Here is a 26,806-nt window from a genome sequence, read left to right as displayed (position 1 = left end):
TAGTAATAGCTGCAGCAACCATTGTCAAAGAGTACTTAGATTTAAAAGATGATGAATAATCTTTTTATATAAAACTCTTTAAACCCCAAATAAATCAAAAATATAAAAACACAAAAACAAAAAGGATAAAACCATGTCAAAAACAATTAAACCCCTAACTAATGAACAATTAAGGGCAAAAGCACCCAGTCTATTTCAAAACCAACCATATCATGAAGTTAGCTCAAAGTACCATTTTATAGGTACTATTGATATTATTGAACAACTAAGAAATGAATCTTGGTTTCCTGTGAGTGTAAGTGAAGCTGGAGTAAAAAATCTTGATAAAGATGGCTTCCAACAACACTATGTTAGGTTTCAACATTTCTCTGATTTAATTAATCCAAATGCAAATGTAGTTGAACTTCTTTTATTTAATTCCCATGATAGAAGTAAAGCTTTTACAATAAGTGCTGGTATTTATCGATATATATGCAGCAACGGTTTGATCATCGCTGATAGCGTATTTGATAGCTATAAAATCAAACATTTAGGAGATAAAGAGAATGATGTAATAGATGCTGTAAATAAAATTACTCAAATAAAACCAAAACTACTTGATAAAATTTCAAAATTTGAATCTATAACTCTAAATCAAAATGAAAAAGAGACTTTTTTACAAAGTGCCTTGCCTTTAAGATTTGAAGAACACCTTGAACTTGATAATCCAACTGAACTTTTAACTCCACTTAGAATTGAAGATGAAAAGGATGACTTATATACAGTTTTAAATATCTTGCAAGAAAATTTCCTCTCTTCAAAAGTATCAGGATATAACAAAGAAACTAAACGAAGATTTACTTCAAAACAAATTACTTCTATTTCTAAAGATGTAGAAATCAATAAAGGTCTTTGGGATATAGCTGAAAGAATAGCAAATATTAAAGATGGTTCTTATGAATCACCACTAATTGCTGCATAAGGAGTAAAGAATGAAATTAGTAAATTACCAATTACAAAATCAAATAGAATATCTTTCAGATGATAAACCAAACAACTTTTTTAAAGAGTATCTCCAATCTATATTGGAAGATACCTCAAAACCATATTATCAAAGAGCCGATTATATAGGACTTTCTCTAAATGAGATTAAAAATAAAATTGATTGTTTAACTTCTGATATATCAGATTTACAAGCACTAAAAAAGAAACTTACTATTGCTTTAGATATTGCCAAAATACAAGTAGCTGATATTTTTATAGCAAATGGAATTGACAGAATTGATGGAAATATCATTAGTTCTCTAACTCTAACAAATGCAACATCAAAAACAAAAGATGAAATCATCATTAAAAATGAAGAAGCACTTATCAATCTTGGATATGTAAAGTTCTCAGTTGATATTGAAGCAGTAGAGAAAGCTTTACAAACTAAAGAAGGTAAAAAAGAGTTAAAGAAATTTGTAGATGTTATTCCTATTACAATAACAACACCAGCAAAAATAAAAGTGAATACAAAAAGAACATCAGCAAATAATACTCAAACTGTAGAAACAGATGAAATCTTGCTCATTGAAGAACAAATTGAAGATTATCAATCTGAAAAATTAGTAGCATAGAAAGGAGAAATAAATCTATGTTTAATGCAAATCAACTAAAAGTTCTAAATTCAGAACTTGATTCTAGTAGAATAAAAACAAGAGAAAAAGGAAATGTATCTTTATCTTATATAGAAGGATTTGATGTTATTGATACTGCAAATTTAATATTTGGATATGGAAATTGGTCTTATCTTATTTCAAAACTTGAACAAGTAAGCCAAGAACAAAACCATAATCAAAACTTTGTAGTGTGTTATAAAGCAGTTGTAAAACTAATAGTAAAAGATGAAAATCATACTAAGTCAATTTCAAGACAAGATGTAGGATTTGGAAGTGGTGTTGCAAAAGCTTTAAATGATGCCTATGAAAATGCAGGTAAAGAAGCTGTTACAGATGGACTCAAAAGAGCCATGAGAAGTTTTGGGAATCAATTTGGTAATTCACTATATGATAAAAGTAGAAATCAGCAAAATCAAGATAGTTCTTATCAAGCTAATCAGAATCAAAACTATAATCAAAGAGCACCACAAAATAACCAACAACAGCAACATGCTTATCAAAATGAGAATGTAAATAGTAGAGCTACTAATCCAAACTTTAAAAATGTTGGTAATCAGCAACAAGCTAGACAAAATCAGACTCAAAATCAAACTATGCAACAGCAAGTGCAAAATCCAAATAATAGAAATGTACACCAAAATTCAAACCATCAGCAAAATAATCCACAACAAAACTCTTTCCAAAATAACCAATCATTTGACCAATATGAGTATCAAGGACTCTACAATTTAGGACTTGATGTTATAGAGCAAAATGGATTTTTAATAGTAATTGGAGAAAATCAGTATGCTTATAAAGACTCAATTAAAGCCTGTGGTTTTAGGTTTGATAGTAAGTCTAAGACTTGGTATAAACCAATTGAACAAGGAGTTGCATAATGAATAAGCTAATCCCAAATGAATTATTAAAAAATATTCCAGAACTCTATGAGACAGAAGAACAAAATGACCCAATAGCCTATGTAAAGCTATTTTTAGACGGTTGGACTTGGTATATAACTGAAATAATATCAATGGATAAGAATATTTGCTTTGGATATGTAGAATCTCCATTTTGTAGTGGAGAATTAGGATATTTTTCATTAGAAGAAATTAAATCTATAAAAGGAACTCTTGGAATTGGTGTCGAAAGAGATTTATCTTTTAAACCTACTAAATTATCAGTAATTAAAAAGGCTTTATGATGTTAAAAAATGAATATATTTATCAAGAATCCAAAAATAATTTCAAAGGTTGGACAAAAGAGGGATTGGAGTTTCTTCTATCCCTTACTAGTAAGGATAAAAGACTTAGATATAAAATAAAAAAGCAGCTTGAAAAGTTAAGAAGAGATTCAAAATTATAGTCTAAGCCATAAAGGTTTAGGCTATAAAATTGGTTATTTTTTTTGCTTGAATATCATCAAAAATTTGTCCTAACTTTGTATATGGCACTTAAATTAGAAATGTTAAGAAATCCTATATATTCAAGATTTGTATACAAAAGTTTGTCTAGGAAAACTTAACTATTTTAATTTTATTAATTTAGGTTATTAATATTATTAATAATATTTATATTTATTATATTAATAGATATAAATATTAGATAGTAAAGATAATGGCAAGTAGTAAGTGTAAGTAATAGTTTAAAAATAATACTTATACATGAATTATATTTTGTATACAAAACTTATACACATATATGATTAAAAAAATAAATACGAGGATAAAAATATGGAAAAGAAAAAAAGAAATAGAAAACAGTTAATTAGTACAGAGGGTTACATAAATAGACTGTTTCTTGAAAATTCAAAGTTAAATGTAGCAAGATTTGATTTAGGATATAAAAAGCCATTTAGTAATGAAATAACACTTGAAGATGCAAATAAAGACATTAACAAAATGTTAAATAACATGAGAAGTAAACCTTCAATCTTCGAGCATAAAAAAGGTTATATCATAAAAAGAGAATATACTGAAGATAAGGGAATACACATGCATTGTGTATTTTTTTTCGACGGAAATAAAATATTGAAAGATGAACATAAGGTCAATCAAATCGGCGAATACTGGAATAATGAAATTACAAATGGTAAAGGAAGCTTTCACAATTGCAATAGGAACAGTTACAAATTCGATGGAACAGGCATGATAGATTATAAGGATACTGAAAAAAGAAAAATATTATTAGAGAATGTAACAAGTTATTTATGTAAAGATGAACAATCTATAGAGTCTGAAAATGATGATAAAACAAATAGAGCATTTACAAGAGGAACTCTACCAAAAGAAAAAAGTACAAGGGGTAGACCTAGAAATCAATAAAAATTTTAATAAAAATAAAAAAAGAGTCACAAAAGAGGCATTTGATATGTATAATTTTCAAATGTTAATTATTTTGAGAAAAAACCATTAAATAATTTACTAGTAAAAGATAAAACGACATCACCTGTCAATCTTATATATCATACTTCTATAAATAAACATTAGGAGTGAGCAATGTTAAAATATGTACTTGGTGGTGTTGCATTAGCAGCAACTGGATATGGATTAAAAAAATATTTCGATTGTGAAAAAAGTATTTTTGATATATATCCTTTTTCAGAGGATAAAAATAATTCTTTTGATGATGCAAAGAATGAAATTTTATCAGAGTTAAAAGAACCTATCAAAGAGTTTGAAAAAAGTTTAAGTAATTTGTATAGTGGTGTTTTAAGAGAACTTAGAACGGCAGTTAATGAAATAGATAATTTACCTAAAGATGATTTTTGTGTAGATTTTGAATCAACAGAAAAAAAGTATAACTTTACATCAATAGGTAATGAAATATTTCAAAGTTTTCATAAGTATATTGAAACTCTAAAAGAAGTTGAAAAATATATTTGTAAACAGCTTAATATTTTAGATGAAATAATCATAAATTCAAATGATTTCTCAATTTATTCAAAAGAGAATAAAGAATTAATCCAAGAGCTAATTTATTTATATAAAACTGTTGATAATATAAATCAATTAGAAATGACTTTGGATGGAATCACTATCTCAAGAGAAATAAAAAGAGCATTTGGAAAATTAGAAAGTATTATTGCTTAATCATCTTGTTTAAAAAAATTACATAATTCTATATCTAGAATTTGGGATATTTTTAAAAGTTGTTCTAAGTTGAAATGTTTGTTGCTATAACAAATTTCAGCACCTGAAACAACTGAAACAGATTTATATCCCATTTGTAATGATAAATCAAGTTGAGATAAGCCTTTAGCTTTTCTGTGTTTTGCAACATTTTTACCAATTATTTGGTAAAGCTGTTCAGGAGTAATGTCATGCATAATGATACAACCTACTATTAGTGATAAAAATAATTTTGTAAGTTTATCTTGTGTAGAATTTTGCATCAATCTCTTAAAATACAATGTATTATAAGAGATATAATAAAAAGAAGGAACATTGTATGAACTATGGAAAAATATTAGGATTAGCAGCTTTAGGAGTAGGAGCTGTAGCAGCTGCACCATTTACTGGTGGTGGATCAATCCTTGGTGCAGCAACATTAGCAGGTTCTTTAGCTGGAGCAAGTACTATTGCTGCTGCAGTAGGTGCAGGAGCAGCAGGTGCAGCAGCAGGATATGCAATGTCTAGAAAAGAAGAGGAACAAGAAAATAGTAGAAGGAATAGTGAAAAATCTAATAAAGATGAAGTTGCTGAATTAAAAAAAGAACTAGAAAAAATTAAAAAAATGTTAGAAGTTTTTAAATCTGACAATGAATATTTTAGTTTTATTATTGCAGCTACAGCGGTAGGTTTAGCAGCAGCTAATGCAGATGGAAATATTTCAGAAGTCGAATCAACGGATATAAAAGAGTTTATAGGTGGTATAGGAAATACTCATTATCCTCAGCATGTAAAAGATTTGTTACAAGATTTAGAAAAAAATATTCCTAGTATTGACACATTAACAGAATATCTTGAAATAATTCCTCCAGAAAGTCTAAAATCATTAGAAGAACTAGTTGAAACAGTTATTTGGTCTGATGGAATAGAACATGAATCAGAAATAAAATTTAGAATTGCATTTCAAGAAGTAGTAAAAAATATTATTTATAAAAAAGATGAAAATGAAAATAATGAAAGTACATTTTTACAAGAAGCAAAGGATAATATTGAATATATGCTTAATCTTCCAGAAGTTGCATAGGATTTCTTATGGAAAGGGTTGACCGATTTAATAAAAGAAAACAGATACTTAAAGAATCAAAGAATCTGATTTTGTCATCAGAAGTGAGAAATGAAAATATTGTTGAACATACTTTAGTAAAAAAAACTTTGAATAGATTAGAAGAAACTTATAATACTGATTTTAGTATTTCTTCAACTGAAGTAAAAGAATTTTTAGAAGACTTTCAAAAAAAGTTTCATGAGGAAAAATTTAATAAACTGATTATAGATTGTAAAAATGAAGTAATAAAATCTATTGTAACTCCTTTTGGTCTTGGAAAAATTATTGCTGTCTATGATAAAGTAGGTGGAAATGTAGATACTATCAATAACGCAAGAAATGGTATTTATTCTACAGAAGAAGAACAAAACAAATATGCTAATAGAGGGGATTATAATAGTGATGAATATCATAAAGATACAGATTTTATAAATATCAATAGAAAATATTCACAAGATAGAAAAGATGGTAATGCTACTGATTATATGACGGGAAGTAAGCTAGATCCAAATCAAAGTCATGATTTAGATCATATAAAATCTGCTAAAGAAATACATGATGATGCAGGAAGAGTATTAGCAGAAATTGATGGAAGTACCTTAGCAAATACAGAGACAAATCTTAAACCAACAACAGCTACAAATAATCGCTCAAAAAAAGCTGATGATATGGAAACTTTTCTTAATAAAAAGAATGAAAGGCTTGAAAAAATTGATGAATTAAAACAAAAAGATTCACTAAATATACAAGAACAAAATGAATTGAGAAAACTTGAAGAATTATCAAAAATTGATGATAAAAAAGCTATGGAATCTGATGAAAAAGCTAGAAAAGAAATAGATAAGGAAATTAATACAGCTTATTATACAAGTGAAAAATTTGTCAAAAATGCTGCAATTACTGGAGCTAGTGAAGGTTTTAAAATGGGAATTCAACAAGCATTAGGTTTAGTTATTACTGAATTTTTTACTGCTTTATTTGATGAAATTATTGATATTTATAAAAATGGATTCTCAAATGGTTTTGAGGATGAAAAATTTTTTACAATATTAAAAGAAAGATTAATAAGAATTGGAAATAAGATAAAAGAAAAATGGAAAGAAGCAGCTATTGCATTTAAAGATGGATTTATATCAGGATTTATTTCTAATTTAGTTACAGTTGCTATTAATATGTTTGTAACGACGAGCAAAAAAGTTGCAAGAATTATAAGAGAAGGTATTTTTTCTCTATTTCGTGCTGTAAAAATGCTAGTTTTCCCACCAGAAAACATGACTTATGAAGATGCAATGCATGAAGCTAAAAAACTTTTAGCTACAGGTGTTCTAATCAGTTTAGGTGTTTTAGCAGAGGAATCAGTTGAGAAATTAATTTCTACTGTTCCTATTTTATTACCATATTCAAGTACTTTATCAACTGTTTTTATTGGTACATTAACTGGTCTTTCTGTAACTATGACAGTTTATTATATTGATAAAAAAAGAGATGATGAAGAATTGTTTAAAAATTTGGTTGAATCTGTTAAAGAAGATATGGATGAAATTAATAGAACATTAGAACTAAATGAATTAAAAATATTCAAAGCTTAAACAATTATGGGAATACTTATATAGTAAATGAAAAAATCACATGATACCCTAGCTCTTAGACTTTCACTTATTTTAACAAAACTAAATAGTGGTGAAAGTTTTACAGCTAAAGAATTAGCCGAAGAGTTCAATGTAAATATCAGAACAATTCAAAGGGATATAAAAGAAAGACTTTTTTATATTCCTATTGATAAAAAAGGTGATTACTACAGTATGAAAAGTTATGCTTTGGGTAAACTTAGCTTTCAAGATATTAAAAACTTCGCCACATTAAGTGGTATAAAAGAGCTTTACCCAGAACTTAGTAATGATTTTATTTCAGATATTTTAAATGTAAAGCTAAATAAAGCCTATCTTATCAAAAATCAAGGCTTTGAAAATATTACTTCTAAAAAAGATTGCTTTGAACAACTAAGTGCTGCTATTATAAAAAATAGTCCAGTAAATTTCATATATTCAAATAAACCTAGAGTTGTAAATCCATATAAGCTAATCAACAATAATAGTATCTGGTATCTATTGGCTGATGAAAACAATAAACTAAAAAACTTCACATTTTCAAAAATAGAAAAGTTTAATTGGGAAGATGAATCAAAAAAATTTACTTCTAAAAAAGAGTTTTTAGAACAAATTGAAAGAAATGATACTAACTGGTTTTCAAATGAAAATATTGAAGTAACACTAAAAATTGATAATAGTGCAAAAGAGTATTTTTTAAGAAAAGAAATTTTGCCAAATAAAAAACTACTTAAACAAAATGACGAGTATTTTATAATTTCTACTATAGTTTCTTATGATGATGAGATATTAAGAGTTGTGAAATATTGGTTACCACATATTAAAATTGTTTCACCTCAATACTTGCAAACAAAGTTAAATAATATGCTGAGTGAATATATAAATCAATAATTTTTATAAAAAATAAAAAAAGAGTCACAAAAGAGGCATTTGATAGGTATAATGTTTTCTTAAAATAACTATAAGGTATATTTTATTAATGAAACAACTCTAAAATAACAAATAAGAGTTAAAGAAATTTATTAAGAGCAGGAATAAATAATGTTTCAAGTAAATATTTTGAAAGCAGGTAGTGGAGATTCAATTTTAATAAGATATAAAAGTGGCAATAGTGAAAAATATATTTTAATAGATGGTGGTGTAGGTGAAATTTATACAAAAGAAATCAAACATATAATAGCGGGTTTAAACCAATTAGACTTAATAATTGTAACCCATATAGATAGAGATCATATAGGAGGAATTAATAAACTTCTTAGTAGTAAAAATTCTATAAAACTAAAAGAAGTCATTTTTAATTCAGCAAATTTAATTAAAAAGAATAATTCGAATTTAATTTCTATTTCAGATGGAATAAACTTAGTAGAACACTTAAAAAAACAAAATATAAAAGTAAATGATGTACCAGTAATTATTGGTTCTAAACGGATAGATAATGATTTTACAGTTGAATTTTTATCTCCTAGTATAGAATCTTTAATTCAGTTAGAAAAAAATTGGTCAGAAATTGAAAAAGAACAAAAAAGTACACTAATGACATCCTCTAAAAAAATTGACAATAGAAATTTAGATGAAATAGCAAATGATAAATTTGAAGAAGTAAACTATAAAAATGATATTGCAAATTGGAGTAGCTTAGCTTTTGAAGTTAAATATAAAGATATTTGTATTTTATTTTTAGGAGATGCAAAAAATAGTGTTATTGTAAATACATTAAAAAATAATGGTTATTCTTCAAATAAAAAATTTAAAATAGATTATATTAAATTATCACATCATGGAAGTAAATATAATACAAGTATAGAGTTTTTGGAATTGGTTAACTGTAATCATTTTATATTTTCAACAAATGGAACAGATCAAAACCCACACATACAAACAATTGCTCGAATATTATGCAATAAAGGAAGAGATGTAAATCAAAAGATATATTTATATTTTAACTATCCAAGAGAGCAATATGAATCAAAGAAAGTAAGATTATTAACAAAAGAGGAAGAAGAAAAATATAACTGTGAATGTGTATTTGATAAAAATATTTTTGAGCTAGAGGAATAAATATGCCTAATAATAAACATGTTATTGATAAAGTTGAAATGCTTACTGTTAAAATTACATTAAAAATTGATAATTCAAGTGAGGTTGGAACAGGTGTAATTTTACAAAGTAATAATGAATTTTATGTAATTACAGTACATCATACGATTTTTGGTAAGAATGCAGATTACAAAACAAAAATAGAAAATTTAATTGTTGAAGATTTCACTGGAACTAATATTTCTATATTAAATATTGAAAGCTTAAATACATTAGCTTTATTAAAAATTGATAATCTAAATTTTGAATTACCTAAATTAGTAGTTTTAGATAAAGCACATTATGATAAAAAATATTATTTAAGAGGTTTCCCTGAAGCAATTAATGGTGGAAATAATTCTCATCCATTTAATGATGTAACTTGTGATCAAAGAACTACTACATCAATTACTTTAAAGATAAATAATATGAATGATGATAGTTCAGCAGATGACGCAATAGATAATATTAATGGCTTGTCTGGAAGTGGTGTTTTTTTCGAACAATATAATAAGTTATATATTGTTGGATGTATAAATGAACTTTTAAATTCATCGGGTGTTTTTAATGGTGCTAAAGCAAATACTCTAATTGATTTATATAAATCTAACTTATTTAATATTGAATTTGATGAATTTAAAACCATTGAAGATATTACAGAACAAATGAAAAAAGATAAAATTAAAATCACACAAGATGAATTGAATAATTTTAAAGAAAAAGAAAATATAAATTTTAATCATTTAAATAGAAAACATGAAACAATTTTTCCTCAAATTGATGTATTTAAAAAAAATAAACTTCGTATTGAGCAATACTTAAATGGTGAAATAGTTATTGATGAACTTACAGTTATTCATACTAAATTTAAAGATAGTTGGTTACATCTTTTAGAAAATATGTTGGAATATATAGAGTCAAATTATAGTGATTCAATAGAAACAAAATATATAGGTCAAACAAGAATTATTGAACTTTTATCTTACATAAAAGAATCTATAAATAATGAATTTGAGTTTATAACAAATAGCTTATTAGATAAATTATCAGGATATGTTATGTCAAAATGGTTATTAGATTGCAATATTAATTTTGTTGTTGAGGACATATAATGAGATTTGAAGTAACAAAAAAACCTATTGACATAGAAACAAATTCAAGAATAATATACATAGAAGTAATGATTTTGCTAATTATGAATTATACTGGAGCAGGTTCTGACAAAAAAATTTCACTATTAAAAATACATCTTTTATTATGGTGTTTTAAAGATAAATCTAGACAAGCAAATTTATTAAATAGTATTAGTAATGATTGTGAAGAATCAATAGGATTATGGACTATCGATATTAAAAATAATTCTGTCTTGACTTTTATGATAAATGATAAGTTATGTAGTTTTGATGGAAAAAAATATTTACTCACTGATGTTGGTTCAAAATTCGTAAAGAATATAATTAAGTTAGATATTTTTAATGTAGAACAAGAGTTTTTAAAAAATATTGGGAAAAAATTAACTGATAAAAATGTAGATAAGTTAAAAAGTTTGTGGAGTTAAAATGTTAAGAATCAAAAAGTTAAATATTGAAATTGAAACAGCCGATAAAAAATTTGGTAGAGAAATTGAATTTTCTATAGAAGGATTAAATATCATAAAGGGTGATAACCATTCTGGTAAAAGTACAATTGCATCTGCAATATTTTATGCATTAGGAATGGAAGAACTATTAGGTGGTAAAAATACTGTTGCAATTGATTCAATATTAAAAAATCAAGTACCCTACAATAAAGGTATAGATTTAGATATTAAAACATCTTCTGTAACATTGGAAGTATTGAACTTATCAGGAAAAAGCATATTATTAAAAAGATTTGTTAAGCATTATGATATAGAACCTAGAATTATTCAAGTTACAGATGGTGAAAATATTGAACCTTATTTCTTACATGACCCAAATTCTGCTCAACATAAAAAGGGTTTTTTTACATATTTTGAGAGTTTTTTAGGTTTAAATTTACCGATTGTACCAAAGAATGATGGTGGGGAATGTAAATTATATTTGCAGACAATTTTTACATCTTGTTTTATTGAACAGATAACTGGATGGACAGATTTTTTTGCAACAATTCCATATTTTGGTATTAAAGATGCAAAAAAAAGAAATGTTGAATATATTTTAAATTTGAGTACATTTGAATATGAAAAAGCAAAAAATAAATATGAAGATAAAAAGAAAGAAATTAGTTTAAATTGGGATAAAAAAGTTAATATTATAAAAGATAAAGTTAATTTAATTTCTGGTGTTTTTGATAGATTTCCTGATGAAGTTAGAGGTTTAGAATCATTAGCCCAAAGTAAATATACAATATATTTTAAAGTTAATGAAGAAAGTGTTACTTTAGAAAACTATAAAAAATTATTAGAAGAAGAAAAAAAGAAAATTGAGTCTAATATTGATACTCCAAAGAGTGATATAGAAGCAAAAATTATAAAATTGAATACTAAATTAAAAAAATCATTAGATAGTTTATTAAACTTTGAAGGTGTAATTAAAGTCAAAAAAAATGAATTAGATAGTTTAAAAAAAGAAAAGAATAAGTTATCAAATGAGATGGATGAATTAACTGATCTATTGAAAATTAGAAATTACACAAAGGGTGCAGATAATACAATAAAAGCTTTTGAAGGAATTTGTCCAACTTGTGAAAATCCAATTTCTCCTACACTTTATAAACATATCCAAGTTATGGGATTACAAGAAAATAAAGACTACTTAAAGTCACAAGATGAAATTCTAAAAACATATATTAGTGTTTTAGAAAAAGAAATAGATAATGAAGAAAAATATTACAATCAATTAAAAGAAGAATACGAAGTAGATAAAGAGATTATTAGTTATCTTGAAAAAGATTTTGTAAGTGATAAAAATCTACCTTCTTTAGCTACTATGAAAGAGCTTGTAAACATTGAAAATAAGATTACTAGATTAAATTCAATAAACAAAGAGTTAATTGAATTATATATTGAATTAAAAGAAATTGCTGAAAAATGGGATGCAAATGAAAAAACTAAAGAACCTTATGAAATGTCTTTAGAGGATAATAAGAAATTGAAAATGTTAGAGGATAATTTTAAACTATTATTAAAAGAGTTTATTTATGGTAGTAAAAGAGAAGACCAAATATGGATTGCGAAAAAAGATCCTTCAAAATATTTTCCAATGGTTAAAATTGGAGATGATGCTCCTCAACCGATAAAATATAATTCTTCTGCAAGTGATTTTGTAAGATCACTATGGGCATATTTAATTTCTTTATATGAGGTTTCATCTGTAAAAAATGGAAATCATTTAGGATTGTTTTTATTTGATGAACCTGCACAACATGCTATGACAGAATCAAGTCAAACAGCATTATTTAAAAAACTTAGTAAATTGAATTGTCAAAGTTTAGTTTTTGCATCTTTTGAAGATGTTGCAGATAATCAAAGAGATAAATTTGATGAGATACTAAAAGGCTTTAAAGAAGATATTAAAATTATTGAAATAGGTAAAAGAGCAATAGTAGAAATAAAAGATATAAAAGAAGGAAAGTAAATGAGAGAAAATGCTTTATATTATCCATATATTAATATACCAGAATCAGATTGGTTAATGAAAAGATTATTATATTGGGATAAAATGTATTCTATTGTTCCTTATCAAGTTAAGCATTGTGAAACTGATTTAAGTCCTTTAATGATGGAATTAAAAGAAGATAAAGAGTTATTTGAATTTATTATGCCACTAGATTATACTACTGAACTTGAAAGCTTCAGAGAATCATTCTTAGATATTGCAAAGTATTTTGTTAAAGAAGGTAAAATTAATAAAAATAATACTACAAAGATACATATAGAAAAGATTGGTAATTTGAGCAGTGAGTTGTTAAATTTAGGAGTAATTAAAAATTTAACTTATCCATGGTATGAAATGGATAGTGTATTAGCAAATATTTTTATGAAAAACTTGGCAATAGATTTATGTACTAAAACTAATCTACAAGCTACTCCTCTTACAAATGATATAGAGTTTGATTCTTTACTTAATGATAGTGTAATAAAAGATGAAATTTTAAACTTTACAATGCCTTTACCTAGTGGAATAGTTGATTTAAAGAAAATTAGAGAGTTTAGAGATAGAAATAAGGATACTGTTAAAGAATATAGAAGAAAAATAGAAAAAATTACTCTAACAGTTTTAAATGGTAAAACTTTAGAAGAAAGAAAAGACTTATTGAGTAGTGCAAAAAGAGATTTTGAAGAAGATTTAGCAAAACTAAATCATGAAATTAGTAGGCTTTGGATGAATCAATCTAAGCATATTGTTGTACCATTAGTAGGATTTGTTGGTGGAGCATTAACAGGTGGGACTCTAGGTGCAGTAGTAGGATTAAGTACAGCTGTTATAAGTAATGTATATGATGTTACGAAAAAAGAAAAAAATGTTTTAACTTATGCAACAAATTTACAGCGAATTTAATATAGATTTAGTTATTTATATAAGATTTATGGGGATAAAACTTGGATATTAATTTATTAGATAAAAAAAAGTTAGATGATTGGCTAAAACAATTTGATAGTAGTAGTTTAAAAAGTGCTCGTAAGCTTATTGAAGATATTAATTTTATCGATCAAGTTGATTATGATTTCTATACTAATAATTTAGTTTCAAGAATTGAAAAGGAAATAAAGGGATATAAAGATGTTTATATAGTTCCTATTAACTCCTTAAATTTAAAAAAGGTAGAACCTAAAAGTGATTCTGCATTTGTATTCAATATAAAAAAAAAGTTTAATAGAAAGGGCAATTTATTTTGGTCCTTAGATAGAAAAATAGAAAGAAATAGCATAATTTTTTTTGTTGATGAGTTTGTAGGAAGTGGCGGAACAATGGTTGATAATATTTCTTTAATTGATGAAGTCATTTTAAAAAGAATTAGATCATTAACCTCTTTAAAAAAAATTAAGGTTTGCATACTTTCCATAGTATTATATTTAGATGCTGAAAAATATATAAAGAGTAAGTTTAGTTTTATTAATGATTACATATATGAAGTTAAAGGAACATCTTTTGATAAAGATTTTATATGTAATAGTTTTTCAAAATATTTAAAAAAGGAACAATGCATAAATGCTAGATTTGGATATGGAAATATATGTAGTAATATTGTTTTTTATAACAACTGTCCTAATAATACACCTTCAATTTTATGGTGTAAACAAGCATCAGAAAAATCACCACTTTTTGTTGATAAAAAAGTTAAATTAAATTATAAAACAGCATATTTTAATTTAAAGAATGAATATATAAGACTTTTAAAGTATATGGAAGAAGATATGGAATTTCAAGGGGAAATTTTAATAATGAAAAAAATTTCAAGAAATAATGGTATGGGTTTACTAATAGATACTATTTTATTTTTATTTTTGAGAAAGAAATTCAAAATAAAAGAGAAATTTTTATATTTTTCAAAAATTAATGATATTCAATTCAAAAAAATACTAAATTGTTGTAGTGAATATGGTTTAATTTCTTGTGCCAAGAGTAATTCAAGGTTAACAGCATTAGGTAAAAAAATTATAACTAAATTTGAATCTTTGCATGAAAATATTTATCAGAAGAATAGTGATCTAAAAGATAATAAAGTAATAGATAATAAAGTAAAAATAGTGTATTATCCTACTCAGATTAAAGGTATAAAAATAGATGTGTAGGGATTGTTTGTTTATCAAACGGTTTATAGTAGTTGCTATAAAACAATTAAGGATAATTTTACTTCGTAACTTAAATAGAATTGTAAGTATATGCTCAACTACATACTTACAATCTATTTAAGCTCCAAAGGAGCTGAAATGGGTACATATTTAATAGAAAATACCTTTAATCCTTTTGATACAAAAAGAATTTCTGATAAATATTTGTTAGAATGTAGAAAAATATGGGAAGAAACAACTAAAAATAATGTTGAACCTATTTTTACTTTAAAAAATCTTGCAATATTAACAAATCAAGATTATAAAACATTACTTTATTATACTCAACGTAGAGTAAAACCTTATCAAAAAAAAGTTATCAAAAAAAACAATAAACTTAGAGAATTATATATCCCTAGAAAAAATCTTGCTGTTGTTCAGAGATGGATTAAGAATAATATACTTGACAGGTTAAAATCAAGTGTTTACTCTACTGCATATGAAAAAAATTCTTCAATTAAAAAAAATGCTGAAGCTCATATTTCTGATAACTGGTTAATTAAATTAGATATTAAAGATTTTTTTAGTTCAATAAAAGAAGATTCTGTCTATCAAATATTTTTTGAATTAGGTTATCCCAAATTACTCTCGTTAGAATTATCAAGATTATGTACTATAGCTGAACCCAATGATTTTAAAGATAAAATAAAACCTTATTTTAAGTCCAAATGAGTTTTAGCCCAAGGAGCTTGTACTAGTCCTAAAATATCAAATCTCTATGCAAGCAAATTTGATGAAGAGATTGCATTATTATTGGAAAAATACTCAAGTAGTTCTTATACAAGATATTCTGATGATATGTCAATTTCTGGAGATTTTGAAACTTATGATACTTGTCAAAAAATTGTATCTGATATAAGAGAAATATTAAAGAAATACTCTTTAAAATTAAATAATTCTAAAATTAGAATAGTGTCTCCTAAGATGATTAAAAAAGTTACAGGAGTTAATATCATTAATGGAGAACTTAAACCTTCTAAAAAAATAGTTAATTATATAAATAATACAATGTACTACATTGATAAGTATGGACTTGAGAGTCATTTAAAAAAAACTTCAAAGACAGCTTTTTCTTCAGAAGAATCATTTAAAGAACATTTATTGGGAAAAATTTACTTTGTTAAATCAATAAATCATAGGATAGGAAGTATATTATTAGAAAAATACTATGTAGTATTTAAACAATAAACTATTAAATTTATTATTAGATAAATTTAATTTTTGGTACATTTTTTATTAAGCCTTATTTTTTATAAAAGTTCTATATTATAGGTTTTTAAATAAAGATATAGAAGTTGAATCAGATGATGATAAAAAAGATGAATTTAAATATTTATGAAATTAAGATAAAACATAATGTCTAACAATTCAAAAAACAAGTTATCGTACTTAAAATGTAAGAGATTATATATTAAAATAAGTTAATCTTCTACGCAAAATAATACTATCTATAAAGATTAAGTACATTTTTTTTCCCTGAATCAGGAGCAAGTTTTGCATATCTCATAGTTTGTTCAATATCAGAGTGATTCATTAGTTCTTTTATTGTAAAAATTGGAGTTCCATTAATAGCTAGATGAGATGCAAAAGTGTGTCTTAGTGTATGAATTACAGTTCTATTTTTAGAATCATTTTTTTCTAAACCTTGATTAAAAAGTTCATTCATTATAGGTTGTAAACGATTTTGAATTTGTCTTGATGTAGATTTTTTACCTTTTTCAAAATGTACAACATAATCATTCACATTCAATTTCTCACAAATTTCTTTTAATTTATTTGATAGTTCATCTTGGATAAAACCTGTGTATGTGTCATTTGTTTTTAGATTTTTTAGTTGAATTGAACCTTCTTGAAAATTTATATGTTTTTTCTGAATATGTAAGATAGTTTCTAATCTTCCACCAGTTTGTAATGAAAGTTCAACAAACAATAAAAGAGTAGGGTTGTTTGATATTTCAGAGAGTAATAATTTAATCTCATTTAGGTCAAGATACTTTTCTCTTGTATTATCTATTTTATATTGTTTATCCCACTTTATTCCAATTGCAGGATTAAATGTTTTTAGTGATTTTTCTTGAATATTATAATTATAAATAGTAGAAATTAATTGGATAATTCCTTTTGCTGTTTGTAAAGATTTTCCTTTTTCTAGTATTTGGTTTCTAAAGTTTAAAATATCTTCTCTTTTGATGCTATTAACATTTGAATTTCCAAAAACTGGCTTGATATGAATATCATATTTTGATTTTCTTTTTTCAGCTGATTTTTTATCTGTAAAATATATTTCTGCAATGCTATTAAGCGTTGTAGAATCTTTCTTTTTTTGTTTGATTGGAATATCTTCTCCCAATCTAATTTTATTTAAAATCTCATTTCTTTTTCTATTGCAATAAGGTTCTGTTATACCTTGTGATTTATCACCAACTTTAATTCTTTTTAATTTGTTAAATTCATCTTTGTAAGTTATATAATAACTAATGTCACCATTTTCTTTTTTATAATGTTGAACAGTTGAACCAAATTTTTTTGAATTTATATATGCCATTTTAGTAACCTATTAGTAACCTGATTTGACAATTATTGATTAAAATTGATAATTGTTGAAAAAGTATTATACCTTTAGAAAGCCCGATTGTAAAGAGGTTTGATGAAGTTTGATTAGAATTTAAGAAAGTTGAAAAAGTTAATGGTGGAGATGTGCGGGATCGAACCGCAGTCTTAAAACAGCTTATATAAGCGTCTACATGTTTAGCAGAGTTGAAAAATTTCACTTAATGACAACTCAACTCCCGAAGCAATCATAAAGCTAAGATTTGGAATTTCTTTTTGAAGTTCAATCAATCCCTCAAAAATAATCTATCTAGGTTGAACCAGCAATTATCTACATAGATAGAATCTGTAGTGCCAGTCTCCAAAGACTCAAGCCGTTAGGCGAGTCAGTAAGTTGTTAAACTTACGCAGCTTTTGCGTAAGCTGGAGCGTAATTTGTATTGTTTGCGTCTAAAAAAAATGAACCGCGTAACGGCATGTTCAGGCCGACATGCAACTTATACTCACTGCTCTAATCGATACCAAGTCATCCCCATAACTTAAAAACGAAGTTTACATAAGCAATTATTAAAAGCACGTTAATTGTAATCAAATTGTTATCAAATAATAAATTTAATTCTGTTTCATTCTTTCTTATACTTTAAAATTGTATAATGGTTACATAAAAATATATCGGAGTAAATAAATGAGCAAAAAAGGTATTTTAATTATTGGGGCAGGTGGTGTAAGTAGAGTAGCCACTGTTAAATGTGCAATGAATATTGACACATTTGAACATATTACATTAGCTTCTAGAACAGTTTCTAAATGTGAAGCAATTGCTGCTGATATTTTAAAAAATCAAGGTGTAAAAATTGATGTAGCCAGTGTTAATGCTGACAGTGTTGATGAATTAATAAAATTAATTGAAAAAGTAAATCCAAAATTAGTATTAAATGTAGCATTACCATATCAAGATTTAACAATTATGGATGCTTGTACAAAATGTAAAGTAGATTATGTAGATACTGCAAATTATGAACATCCAGATGAAGCAAAATTTGAATATAAACTTCAATGGGAAAGAGATGGACAGTTTAAAGAAGCTGGAATTATGGGATTATTAGGTTCAGGTTTTGACCCAGGTGTTACAGGAGTATTTTGTGCATATGCTCAACAAAATTTATTTGATGAGATTCACTATATAGATATTATGGATTGTAATGCTGGTGACCATGGGTATAAATTTGCAACAAATTTCAATCCAGAAATTAACTTAAGAGAAGTATCTGCAAATGGTAGATATTGGGAAAATGGTCAATGGATTGAAACAACTCCTTTAGAAATTAGAGTTGACCATGATTATCCAGAAGTTGGTGTAAAACCATCTTATTTACTATATCATGAAGAGTTAGAATCTTTATCAAAAAATATTAAAGGTTTAAAAAGAATTAGATTTTTTATGACTTTTGGTGATGCTTATATTCAACATATGAATTGTTTACAAAATGTTGGAATGTTAGGTATTGAGCCAGTTGAACATAAAGGTATGATGATTACTCCAATTGAATTTTTAACTACATTATTACCAGATCCAGCAAGCCTTGGACCAAGAACTGTAGGTAAAACAAATATTGGTTGTATCATTGAAGGTATTAAAGATGGAAAACCAAGAAAAGTTTATATTTATAACGTTTGTGACCACCAAGAGTGTTATAAAGAGACAGGAGCACAAGCTGTAAGTTATACTACAGGAGTTCCTGCAATGATTGGTTCTAAATTATTATATAAAGGTATTTGGAAAAATACAGGAGTATTTAATATTGAAGAGTTTGATGCAAAACCATTTATGGATGAGTTAATGACTCAAGGTTTACCTTGGAAAATTTTAGAGTTATAATAAATCTTAAATAAAGGAGTTTATTATGCAAAAATATATTTGTACAGCTTGTGACTATATATATGACCCAGCTGTTGGTGATCCTGATAGTGGGATTGAGGCAGGAACTGCATTTGAAGATTTACCCCAAGATTGGTCTTGTCCAGATTGTGGAGTAGGGAAAGAAGATTTTATAGCATATGAAGAATAATTATACAACAGTAGATAGTTTTGACAAGCTTCCAAGTCCAGCTTTTGTTTGTGAAGAAGTTTTACTTGAAAAAAATTTAAAACTTTTAAAAAGAGTTCAAGATGAAGCAGATATCAATATTCTTCTTGCTCTTAAAGGTTTTGCAATGCATTCAACTTTTGATTTATGTAAAAAATATCTTAAAGGTTGTTGTGCATCAGGACTTCATGAAGCAATACTTGCAAAAGAAGAGTTTGGTGGAGAAGTTCATACATATAGTCCTGCTTTTAAAGATGAAGAAATAGATGAAATTATATCTATCTCAAATCATCTAGTTTTTAACTCTTTTAGTCAATTAAAAAGATTTAAAGATAAAGCTTTTGGAAAAGTATCTTTAGGTATTAGATTAAATCCTGAATACTCATCAGTTGAAGTAGATTTATATAATCCTTGCGCACCATTTTCAAGAATGGGAACAACAAAAGCAAATTTTGATGAATCTTTACTAGAATTTTTAGATGGTTTTCATTTTCATGCTCTTTGTGAACAAAATGTTGATGCACTTGAAGGTGCACTTGCAGCTTTTGAAAAAAACTTTAGCCAATATTTTGACAGATTAAAATGGGTAAATTTTGGTGGTGGTCATCATATTACAAGAGCTGATTATGATGTTGAAGGATTAATCAAACTTTTAAAAGATTTTAAATCAAGATATCCTCATTTAAAAGTTTATATGGAGCCAGGTGAAGCAATAGGTTGGCAAACGGGTTATTTAGTGGCAACTGTTTTAGATGTAATTCACAATGGTATGGATTTAGCAATTTTAGATACAAGTGCTGAAGCTCATATGCCAGATACTCTTGCAATGCCATATAGAGCAATGATTAGAAATAGTGGTGTTGCTGGTGAGAAAAAATATACTTATAGATTAGGTGGAAATACTTGTTTATCTGGTGATATTATTGGTGATTACTCTTTTGATGAGCCATTAAAAGTGGGAGATAAAATTATTTTAGAAGATATGATTCACTATACGATGGTAAAAACAACAACTTTTAATGGTATAAAATTACCATCAATTGTTATAAAACATAATGAAAGTAATTATCAAATTATAAAAAACTTTGGGTATAATGACTATAAAGTAAGACTTTCATAGGAGAAAATAATGTCGGGGCATGAAAGAAATATAATAAATAACGAATTTTCAGATATGGAAGTTATTGATACAAAAGAGTCATTAAAACATGATTATAAAGATAAAAGTAGAAAAAGAAATAAACTAAAAGAAAAAGATGATGATGGTGTAGAAAAAGTACAAATTTGGGTTAGAAAAGAGACTTTAGAGTATGAACGAGAGTTAACTAAACTTCAAATTGAACTTTTAAAACTTCAAAATCATGTGAAAGAAAAAGGTTTAAAAATTTTAATGATTTTTGAAGGAAGAGATGCTGCTGGAAAAGGTGGAACTATAAAAAGAATTACAGAACATCTTAATCCAAGGGGTGCAAGGGTTGTTGCTTTAGAAAAACCAAGTGATATAGAAAAAACACAATGGTATTTTCAAAGATATACTCAACATCTTCCAAGTGCAGGTGAGATTGTATTTTTTGATAGATCTTGGTACAACAGAGCAGGTGTTGAGCCTGTTATGGGATTTTGTACAACTGAAGAACATCATGAATTTTTAAGAGAAGTTCCAGAATTTGAAAAGATGTTAGTTAAATCAGGAATAATTTTGATGAAATTTTATTTTTCTGTTTCAAAAAAAGAACAACTAAAAAGATTTAAAAAAAGAGAAGTTGACCCTTTAAAACAATATAAATTATCTCCTGTTGACAAAGAGTCTCAAAATTTATGGGAAAAGTATACAATTGCTAAATTTTCTATGTTAATGGCTTCAAATACAGATATTGCCCCGTGGATTGTAATTAGAAGTGATGACAAGAAAAAAGCTAGACTAAATTGTATTAGACATATTTTATCTAACATAGATTATGAGAAAAAAACCAATGATGATATTTTTAATATTGATAGAGATATTTTAATAAGTGGTTCTGAAGAGATAGAAAATATGGAACAAGACAATAAATTTGCGAGGTTACCATAATGAATTTGAATGAATTTGAAAGAACAAATTATAGCGGTTTATATATTTCTAAAGAGACTCATCCTGAGTTTGGAAGAAAATATATAGTTAGATTTCAGCATGATAAAAAAAGATATGTGAAAGTTTTAGGTTATACAAAAAAAGATAATCTAACAAGAAAAGATGCCATAGAATTGATGCAATCATTTAAGGATTCTATAATATCAAAAACAGAAGAAAAAACTACTTTAGAGGAAGAAAAATTGGTAACTAAAGATAATGAAGTTTTAAAAAAATTGAAAGAAGAAAATGATTTTTTAAAATCAATTTTAGGTAATTATGAAAAACTGAACCCACATGTTTTATCAGAAGGAATTCAAAAGATTTATGATTTGGAAGCTTTAAAAAAATATCAAATTGAGTTGATTAAACTTCAAAATTGGTTAGAAAAAGAGAATAAAAGAATGATTATTATCTTTGAAGGAAGAGATGCTTCTGGAAAAGGTGGAGCAATTAGAAGAATTACTAGATATATGAATAATAAACATTATAGAGTAGTTGCTCTTGGAAAACCAACTGAAACGCAAAAAAACCAATGGTTTTTACAAAGATATATCACTCATTTTCCAACAGGTGGAGAGATAGTATTATTTGATAGAAGTTGGTACAATAGAGCAATGGTTGAGCCAATTTTTGGATTTTGTACTCCTGAAGAACATGAAATTTTTATGGAAGATATTGTTAATTTCGAACAAGATTTAGTAAGACAGGGAATGATTTTAATTAAACTTTATTTTTCTGTTTCAAAAGAGGAACAAAAAAGAAGATTTGATAGAAGAATACATGATCCATTAAGACAATGGAAATTTTCAGAAGTTGATATGCAAGCACAAGATTTATGGGATGAATTTTCTGAAAAAAAATATGAAATGCTTAGACGTACAACTTCAAGAAGTGCACCTTGGCATATTGTAAGAAGTGATAATAAACATCTGGCACGTTTAGAGGCTATGAAGATTATTTTAAATTCTGTTGATTATGATGGTAGAAACTATTCTTTAGATTTTGAAGCTAATGAAGATGTTAATATCTCTGTTCAAAAAGAACTTTTACAAATGAGAAAAACAAAAGATTATTAATCTTTTGTTTTACCAAGGATTAGAGATGGAATCTTCTTTTGAAGATTCCATTTTTTTAAGCATTGAATTTGTCTTTTGATTTTCAAGCTCTTTTAACCATTTTTCTTCTTCAAAATTAGAGATTTCTTCTTTTTGTTCTAACTGTTCATTTTTTAAATTTTTTTGATTTTGCTTTTTTGTTTTATTTTCATCTTTTGGAGATGAATCTTCTTTATTTTCTTCTTGTTTTTGATTCTCTTTGTTATTTTTTTGTTCATCTTGTTTGTTTTGATTTTTATTATCATCTTTTTTATTATCTAAAAGTTTTTTCACTAATTGTAGATTTTCTTTTGTTGTTGAATCATTTTTTAATTTTAAAGCTTTTTCATAACTATCAACTGCATTTTGAAAATCACTATTTTTTGCATAGGCGTTTCCTAGATTATGAAGTTTTTTAAACTCTAAATCATTTGATGAAGTTTTTATATTTTTATAGATATCAATCGCCTCTTTGAATTTATTCTCTTTATACAAACTATTTGCCAAGTTATAGTCTCTAAATTCATTTGAATCAAGTTTTTCAAACTCTTTTAATGCTTTGTTATAATCTTGATTTTCATAAGCTTTATTGGCTTCTTTTATAGTTTTAAAATCAAAAATAGAAGAAGCAATTAGTTGTGAATTTGTAAAATTGAAACTAAAAAATAGAATAAAAATAGGAAGTTTTGTTCTTTTTAAAGTGGGCATTGATGAAAAAGCAATTAAAAGTAAAAAAATTGCAATAGTTAATGGATAATAAAAAAGTTCAGTGTATGTTTTATATTTTCTTTCTTCAAATTTTTCTTTATTAGATTTAGAATTTATATCATCTAAAATTTGTTCAATATCTTTATTATCTAAAGAGTATTCAATATATCCACCATCTGTTTTTAAACTTAAATCTTTTATTTTTGAGTTTAGTTTTACATTAACAATTTTCCCATCTTTTGTTGTTAAATAATTTCCATTTTCTTCTTTTATCGCTGAACCATTTGATGTAGCAAGTGCTAAAGTATAAATTTTGATGTCATTTTTATTTGCAAAATTTATCTCTTCGTCAAAATTTTCTTTATCTCCACCATCTGTTAATAAAAGAAGATTTTTATTTGAATAATTTTTCAATAATTTATTTGTTGTTTCAAGAGTCGAATAGATGTTTGTTCCATTATCAAAATTTATTCCTGTATCCAAATTTTTTATCAAAATTTTTAAAGAGTTGAAATCTTCAGTTACAGGTGAAAGTAAAAAAGAGGATTTTGCAAATAAAATAACTCCAATAGCTTCTGTTTTAGAATTATCCAAAATATTTAAAAGTTTTTGTTTTGCAAATTCTAATCTATTTGGAAATAAATCAACTGCTTTCATTGATTTTGATACATCAATTGCAATTATTATTGGAGTTAATGAAGTCTCAGAATTATTTATTTTTTCATTAGTAACAGGACGAGCTAATGCAATAATCATAAAAATGAGCGATAAAAAAAGAATAATATTTCTTGTTTTGTTTGAAAAGTATTGATTTGAAATACTAAGTTTATTTAGAGCAGTTTTGGAAAAATAGTTTTCCAATTTATTTTGTTTTGTAAGTATAAAATACATTAAGATAAAGCTAGGTATCAACATCAAAAATAGTACTTTATAGTAGACAAAATTCAACTAAAACTCCTTTGAAAAAGGTATTTTAGTAAAGCCTTAGTAATTTTTAGATAAAATCTGCGTTAAAATTATAACAATCGGAGTAAATTTAATGGAATTTAACGCAAATAGAGTTGATGAAGCAAATGCAGTTATAACTGCAACAGTTGCAAAAGAGATGATAGAAGCAAACTTAGATAAAGTTGCAAAACAAGCTTCTAAAACTATGAATATTCAGGGATTTAGAAAAGGTAAAGTTCCTGTTGCTGTTGTAAAACAAAGATTTGCAGAAAAATTAAAAGAAGATGCAGAAGCTGATGCAGTTAGAAAAGTTTTAAAAGATGGTTTAAAACTATTAAACATTAAAAATGAAGATTTAATTGGTGAGCCAACTGTTACTAAATTTGATAAAAAAGAAGATGGATCAATTGAAATTGAATTATCAGTAGCTTGTAAACCAAATATTGATTTAGGTGATTATAAATCATTAATTCCTGAAGTAAAAGATATTGATGTAGATATTAAAGAGATTGATGCAAGATTAACTGAAATCGCTTCATCTTCTGCTCCATTAGAAAAAATTGCAAGAAAAAGAGCTGTAAAAGATGGTGATTTCGCTTTAATTGATTTTGAAGGTTTTGTTGATGGTGTAGCATTTGAAGGTGGAAAAGCTGAAAAATACCCATTACAAATAGGTTCAGGTTCATTTATCCCAGGATTTGAAGAACAAATTATCGGTATGAAATATGATGAGCAAAAAGATATTACTGTAACTTTCCCAGAATCTTACCAAGCTAAAAATTTAGCTGGAAAAGAAGCTGTATTTAAAGTAACTTTACATGAAATTCAAGAAAAAGTTGCTCCTGAATTAAATGATGAATTTGCACAAAAAATGTTACCAGGTCAAGAAAATGTAACTATTGATACATTAAGAGATAGAGTAAAAGAGCAAATGAAAGCTGAAGAAAAATCTAAATACTATAGAGAAGAATTAAAACCTGCATATTTAGAAACTTTAGTTGAGAGAATAGAATTTGCATTACCAAATTCTGTAGTTGATCAAGAAATCAATTTTGCTCTAAACAATAAAATTAGAACAATGAGTGAAGAAGAGATTAACGCATTAAAAGAAGATGCTTCAAAAGTAGAAGAAATCAGAAATGAATTAAAACAAGATGCGGTAAATTCAGTAAAAGCTACATTTATTATTGATGCTTTAGCAAAAGCTGAAAATGTTCAAGTAAATGACCAAGAAGTTATGCAAGTTCTTTATTATGAAGCAATGCAAATGGGACAAAATCCACAAGAAGTTGTAAAACAATACCAAGAAGCTGGATATTTACCTGCAATTAAAATGTCTATGATTGAAGAGAAAGTTATATCTAAATTATTAGATGAAAAATTAGGAAAATAAAAATAGGATTAATTATGAGTTATATACCTTATGTAGTTGAAAAAACTGGACGTGGTGAAAGAAGTTATGATATTTATTCAAGACTTCTAAAAGATAGAATTATTATGTTAAGTGGAGAAATAAATGATGCAGTAGCTTCAACAGTTGTTGCACAGTTACTTTTCTTAGAAGCTGAAGACCCAGATAAAGATATCTATTTATATATCAACTCTCCAGGTGGAGTAATTACAAGTGGTATGTCAATTTATGATACTATGAATTATATAAAACCTGATGTTTGTACTATTTGTATAGGACAAGCTGCATCAATGGGTGCATTTTTATTAAGTTCTGGAACAAAAGGTAAAAGATACTCTTTACCAAATTCAAGAATTATGATTCACCAACCATTAGGTGGAGCTCAAGGTCAAGCAACAGATATTCAAATTCAAGCAAAAGAGATTCAAAGAATGAAAGATTCTTTAAACTCTATTATTGCTGAACAAACAGGACAACCATTAGAAATTATCGAAAAAGATACAGATAGAGATAATTTTATGAGTGCAGAACAAGCTTGTGCTTATGGTTTAATTGATGAAGTTATAGCAAAGCATAAATAAGAAA

27 protein-coding genes, 1 other RNA gene and 1 pseudogene are annotated in these 26,806 nt (G+C 26.1%); 25 read left to right on the top strand and 4 right to left on the bottom strand.

All coding sequences use genetic code 11. The annotated features are described in order from the left end of the window. Positions 1-133: 133 nt before the first annotated feature. From AELL_RS10405 to AELL_RS10380, 7 genes are all read left to right on the top strand, one after another. Positions 134-961 (top strand): DUF932 domain-containing protein, encoded by an 828-nt coding sequence (locus AELL_RS10405; RefSeq protein ID WP_118917896.1) that lies wholly within the window; start codon positions 134-136, stop codon positions 959-961. 10 nt (positions 962-971) lie between these two features. Further along, positions 972-1,598 carry a hypothetical protein gene (locus AELL_RS10400; protein ID WP_118917895.1) on the top strand — a complete coding sequence of 209 codons (627 nt, stop codon included), beginning with the start codon at positions 972-974 and terminating at the stop codon, positions 1,596-1,598. A 17-nt stretch (positions 1,599-1,615) separates the two neighbouring features. Next, positions 1,616-2,518: a Rad52/Rad22 family DNA repair protein gene (locus tag AELL_RS10395; RefSeq protein WP_118917894.1), complete on the top strand. Its 903-nt coding sequence runs from the start codon at positions 1,616-1,618 to the stop codon at positions 2,516-2,518. Beyond that, a complete protein-coding gene (locus tag AELL_RS10390; protein ID WP_118917893.1) occupies positions 2,518-2,823 on the top strand; it encodes a DUF2958 domain-containing protein in 306 nt (101 codons plus the stop codon). Before AELL_RS10395 ends, AELL_RS10390 begins: the two co-directional genes overlap by 1 nt. Beyond that, the gene (locus AELL_RS14310) at positions 2,823-2,984 is read left to right on the top strand and encodes a hypothetical protein (RefSeq protein WP_164967214.1); all 162 of its coding nucleotides are present in this window, start codon (positions 2,823-2,825) and stop codon (positions 2,982-2,984) included. The genes AELL_RS10390 and AELL_RS14310 overlap by 1 nt, the downstream gene beginning before the upstream one ends. A gap of 367 nt (positions 2,985-3,351) precedes the next feature. Then, positions 3,352-3,942 (top strand): YagK/YfjJ domain-containing protein, encoded by a 591-nt coding sequence (locus tag AELL_RS10385; RefSeq protein WP_118917892.1) that lies wholly within the window; start codon positions 3,352-3,354, stop codon positions 3,940-3,942. Between the two features lie 174 nt (positions 3,943-4,116). After that, entirely contained in the window at positions 4,117-4,710 is a 594-nt protein-coding gene (locus tag AELL_RS10380; protein WP_118917891.1) for a hypothetical protein, read from the top strand. Here the strand turns inward: AELL_RS10380 and AELL_RS10375 are convergent. Further along, positions 4,707-5,012, bottom strand: coding sequence for a helix-turn-helix domain-containing protein (locus tag AELL_RS10375; protein WP_306461045.1), 306 nt, complete (start codon positions 5,010-5,012; stop codon positions 4,707-4,709). The two genes, AELL_RS10380 and AELL_RS10375, sit on opposite strands and share 4 nt — an antisense overlap. A 56-nt stretch (positions 5,013-5,068) precedes the next feature. Between AELL_RS10375 and AELL_RS14305 the strand changes: the two genes are divergently transcribed. The 11 genes and pseudogenes from AELL_RS14305 to AELL_RS10315 all read left to right on the top strand — a co-directional run. Further along, positions 5,069-5,812: a tellurite resistance TerB family protein gene (locus AELL_RS14305; protein WP_164967215.1), complete on the top strand. Its 744-nt coding sequence runs from the start codon at positions 5,069-5,071 to the stop codon at positions 5,810-5,812. Between the two features lie 8 nt (positions 5,813-5,820). Continuing rightward, positions 5,821-7,422, top strand: coding sequence for a lactate permease (locus tag AELL_RS10360; protein WP_192941191.1), 1,602 nt, complete (start codon positions 5,821-5,823; stop codon positions 7,420-7,422). A 27-nt stretch (positions 7,423-7,449) separates the two neighbouring features. Then, positions 7,450-8,331, top strand: coding sequence for a helix-turn-helix transcriptional regulator (locus AELL_RS10355; protein ID WP_118917888.1), 882 nt, complete (start codon positions 7,450-7,452; stop codon positions 8,329-8,331). Positions 8,332-8,481: 150 nt separating this feature from the next. Further along, positions 8,482-9,498: a ComEC/Rec2 family competence protein gene (locus AELL_RS10350; protein WP_118917887.1), complete on the top strand. Its 1,017-nt coding sequence runs from the start codon at positions 8,482-8,484 to the stop codon at positions 9,496-9,498. A gap of 2 nt (positions 9,499-9,500) precedes the next feature. Further along, positions 9,501-10,628 carry a hypothetical protein gene (locus AELL_RS10345; protein ID WP_118917886.1) on the top strand — a complete coding sequence of 376 codons (1,128 nt, stop codon included), beginning with the start codon at positions 9,501-9,503 and terminating at the stop codon, positions 10,626-10,628. Next, a complete protein-coding gene (locus AELL_RS10340) occupies positions 10,628-11,074 on the top strand; it encodes a hypothetical protein (RefSeq protein ID WP_118917885.1) in 447 nt (148 codons plus the stop codon). The genes AELL_RS10345 and AELL_RS10340 overlap by 1 nt, the downstream gene beginning before the upstream one ends. A gap of 1 nt (position 11,075) precedes the next feature. Next, positions 11,076-13,112: a hypothetical protein gene (locus AELL_RS10335; RefSeq protein ID WP_118917884.1), complete on the top strand. Its 2,037-nt coding sequence runs from the start codon at positions 11,076-11,078 to the stop codon at positions 13,110-13,112. Further along, positions 13,113-14,036: a DUF6236 family protein gene (locus AELL_RS10330; RefSeq protein WP_118917883.1), complete on the top strand. Its 924-nt coding sequence runs from the start codon at positions 13,113-13,115 to the stop codon at positions 14,034-14,036. Positions 14,037-14,077: 41 nt separating this feature from the next. Beyond that, positions 14,078-15,271, top strand: coding sequence for a phosphoribosyltransferase-like protein (locus AELL_RS10325; protein ID WP_118917882.1), 1,194 nt, complete (start codon positions 14,078-14,080; stop codon positions 15,269-15,271). Positions 15,272-15,409: 138 nt separating this feature from the next. Beyond that, a complete protein-coding gene (locus AELL_RS10320; protein WP_164967216.1) occupies positions 15,410-15,982 on the top strand; it encodes an RNA-dependent RNA polymerase family protein in 573 nt (190 codons plus the stop codon). A gap of 12 nt (positions 15,983-15,994) precedes the next feature. Then, positions 15,995-16,498, top strand: a pseudogene (locus tag AELL_RS10315) (reverse transcriptase domain-containing protein); the annotation flags it as partial. Between the two features lie 256 nt (positions 16,499-16,754). Here AELL_RS10315 and AELL_RS10310 read toward each other — a convergent pair. Then, a complete protein-coding gene (locus tag AELL_RS10310) occupies positions 16,755-17,855 on the bottom strand; it encodes a tyrosine-type recombinase/integrase (RefSeq protein WP_118917879.1) in 1,101 nt (366 codons plus the stop codon). A gap of 142 nt (positions 17,856-17,997) precedes the next feature. After that, positions 17,998-18,394, bottom strand: a transfer-messenger RNA (tmRNA) gene (gene ssrA / locus AELL_RS10305). 151 nt (positions 18,395-18,545) lie between these two features. On the opposite strand from ssrA, the gene AELL_RS10300 reads away from it, so the two are divergent. From AELL_RS10300 to ppk2 (AELL_RS10280), 5 genes are read left to right on the top strand one after another with little or no spacing between them, the layout of a single operon-like run. Continuing rightward, positions 18,546-19,739 (top strand): saccharopine dehydrogenase family protein, encoded by a 1,194-nt coding sequence (locus tag AELL_RS10300; protein WP_118917878.1) that lies wholly within the window; start codon positions 18,546-18,548, stop codon positions 19,737-19,739. 25 nt (positions 19,740-19,764) lie between these two features. After that, positions 19,765-19,929 carry a rubredoxin gene (gene rd / locus AELL_RS10295; RefSeq protein ID WP_014474869.1) on the top strand — a complete coding sequence of 55 codons (165 nt, stop codon included), beginning with the start codon at positions 19,765-19,767 and terminating at the stop codon, positions 19,927-19,929. Beyond that, positions 19,919-21,067 carry a carboxynorspermidine decarboxylase gene (gene nspC, locus AELL_RS10290; protein WP_118917877.1) on the top strand — a complete coding sequence of 383 codons (1,149 nt, stop codon included), beginning with the start codon at positions 19,919-19,921 and terminating at the stop codon, positions 21,065-21,067. Before rd ends, nspC begins: the two co-directional genes overlap by 11 nt. A 54-nt stretch (positions 21,068-21,121) precedes the next feature. Continuing rightward, positions 21,122-22,018 (top strand): polyphosphate kinase 2, encoded by an 897-nt coding sequence (ppk2, locus tag AELL_RS10285; protein ID WP_192941228.1) that lies wholly within the window; start codon positions 21,122-21,124, stop codon positions 22,016-22,018. Then, positions 22,018-23,136 (top strand): polyphosphate kinase 2, encoded by a 1,119-nt coding sequence (gene ppk2, locus AELL_RS10280; protein WP_118917875.1) that lies wholly within the window; start codon positions 22,018-22,020, stop codon positions 23,134-23,136. Before ppk2 (AELL_RS10285) ends, ppk2 (AELL_RS10280) begins: the two co-directional genes overlap by 1 nt. 9 nt (positions 23,137-23,145) lie before the next feature. Here the strand turns inward: ppk2 (AELL_RS10280) and AELL_RS10275 are convergent, their stop codons facing one another. After that, positions 23,146-24,810 carry a VWA domain-containing protein gene (locus tag AELL_RS10275; RefSeq protein ID WP_118917874.1) on the bottom strand — a complete coding sequence of 555 codons (1,665 nt, stop codon included), beginning with the start codon at positions 24,808-24,810 and terminating at the stop codon, positions 23,146-23,148. Between the two features lie 91 nt (positions 24,811-24,901). Here AELL_RS10275 and tig point away from each other — a divergent pair, with 91 nt between their 5' ends. Both tig and clpP read left to right on the top strand, forming a co-directional pair. After that, complete coding sequence (gene tig / locus AELL_RS10270) at positions 24,902-26,203, top strand: trigger factor (protein WP_118917873.1); 1,302 nt, start codon at positions 24,902-24,904, stop codon at positions 26,201-26,203. A 14-nt stretch (positions 26,204-26,217) separates the two neighbouring features. Then, positions 26,218-26,802: an ATP-dependent Clp endopeptidase proteolytic subunit ClpP gene (clpP, locus tag AELL_RS10265; protein ID WP_118917872.1), complete on the top strand. Its 585-nt coding sequence runs from the start codon at positions 26,218-26,220 to the stop codon at positions 26,800-26,802. Positions 26,803-26,806 lie beyond the last annotated feature (4 nt).

It is taken from the genome of Arcobacter ellisii (assembly GCF_003544915.1).
GTDB classification, from domain to species: domain Bacteria; phylum Campylobacterota; class Campylobacteria; order Campylobacterales; family Arcobacteraceae; genus Aliarcobacter; species Aliarcobacter ellisii.
The sequence above is the reverse complement of the archived record's forward strand: the minus strand, read 5'-3'. Positions and strand labels throughout refer to the sequence as shown.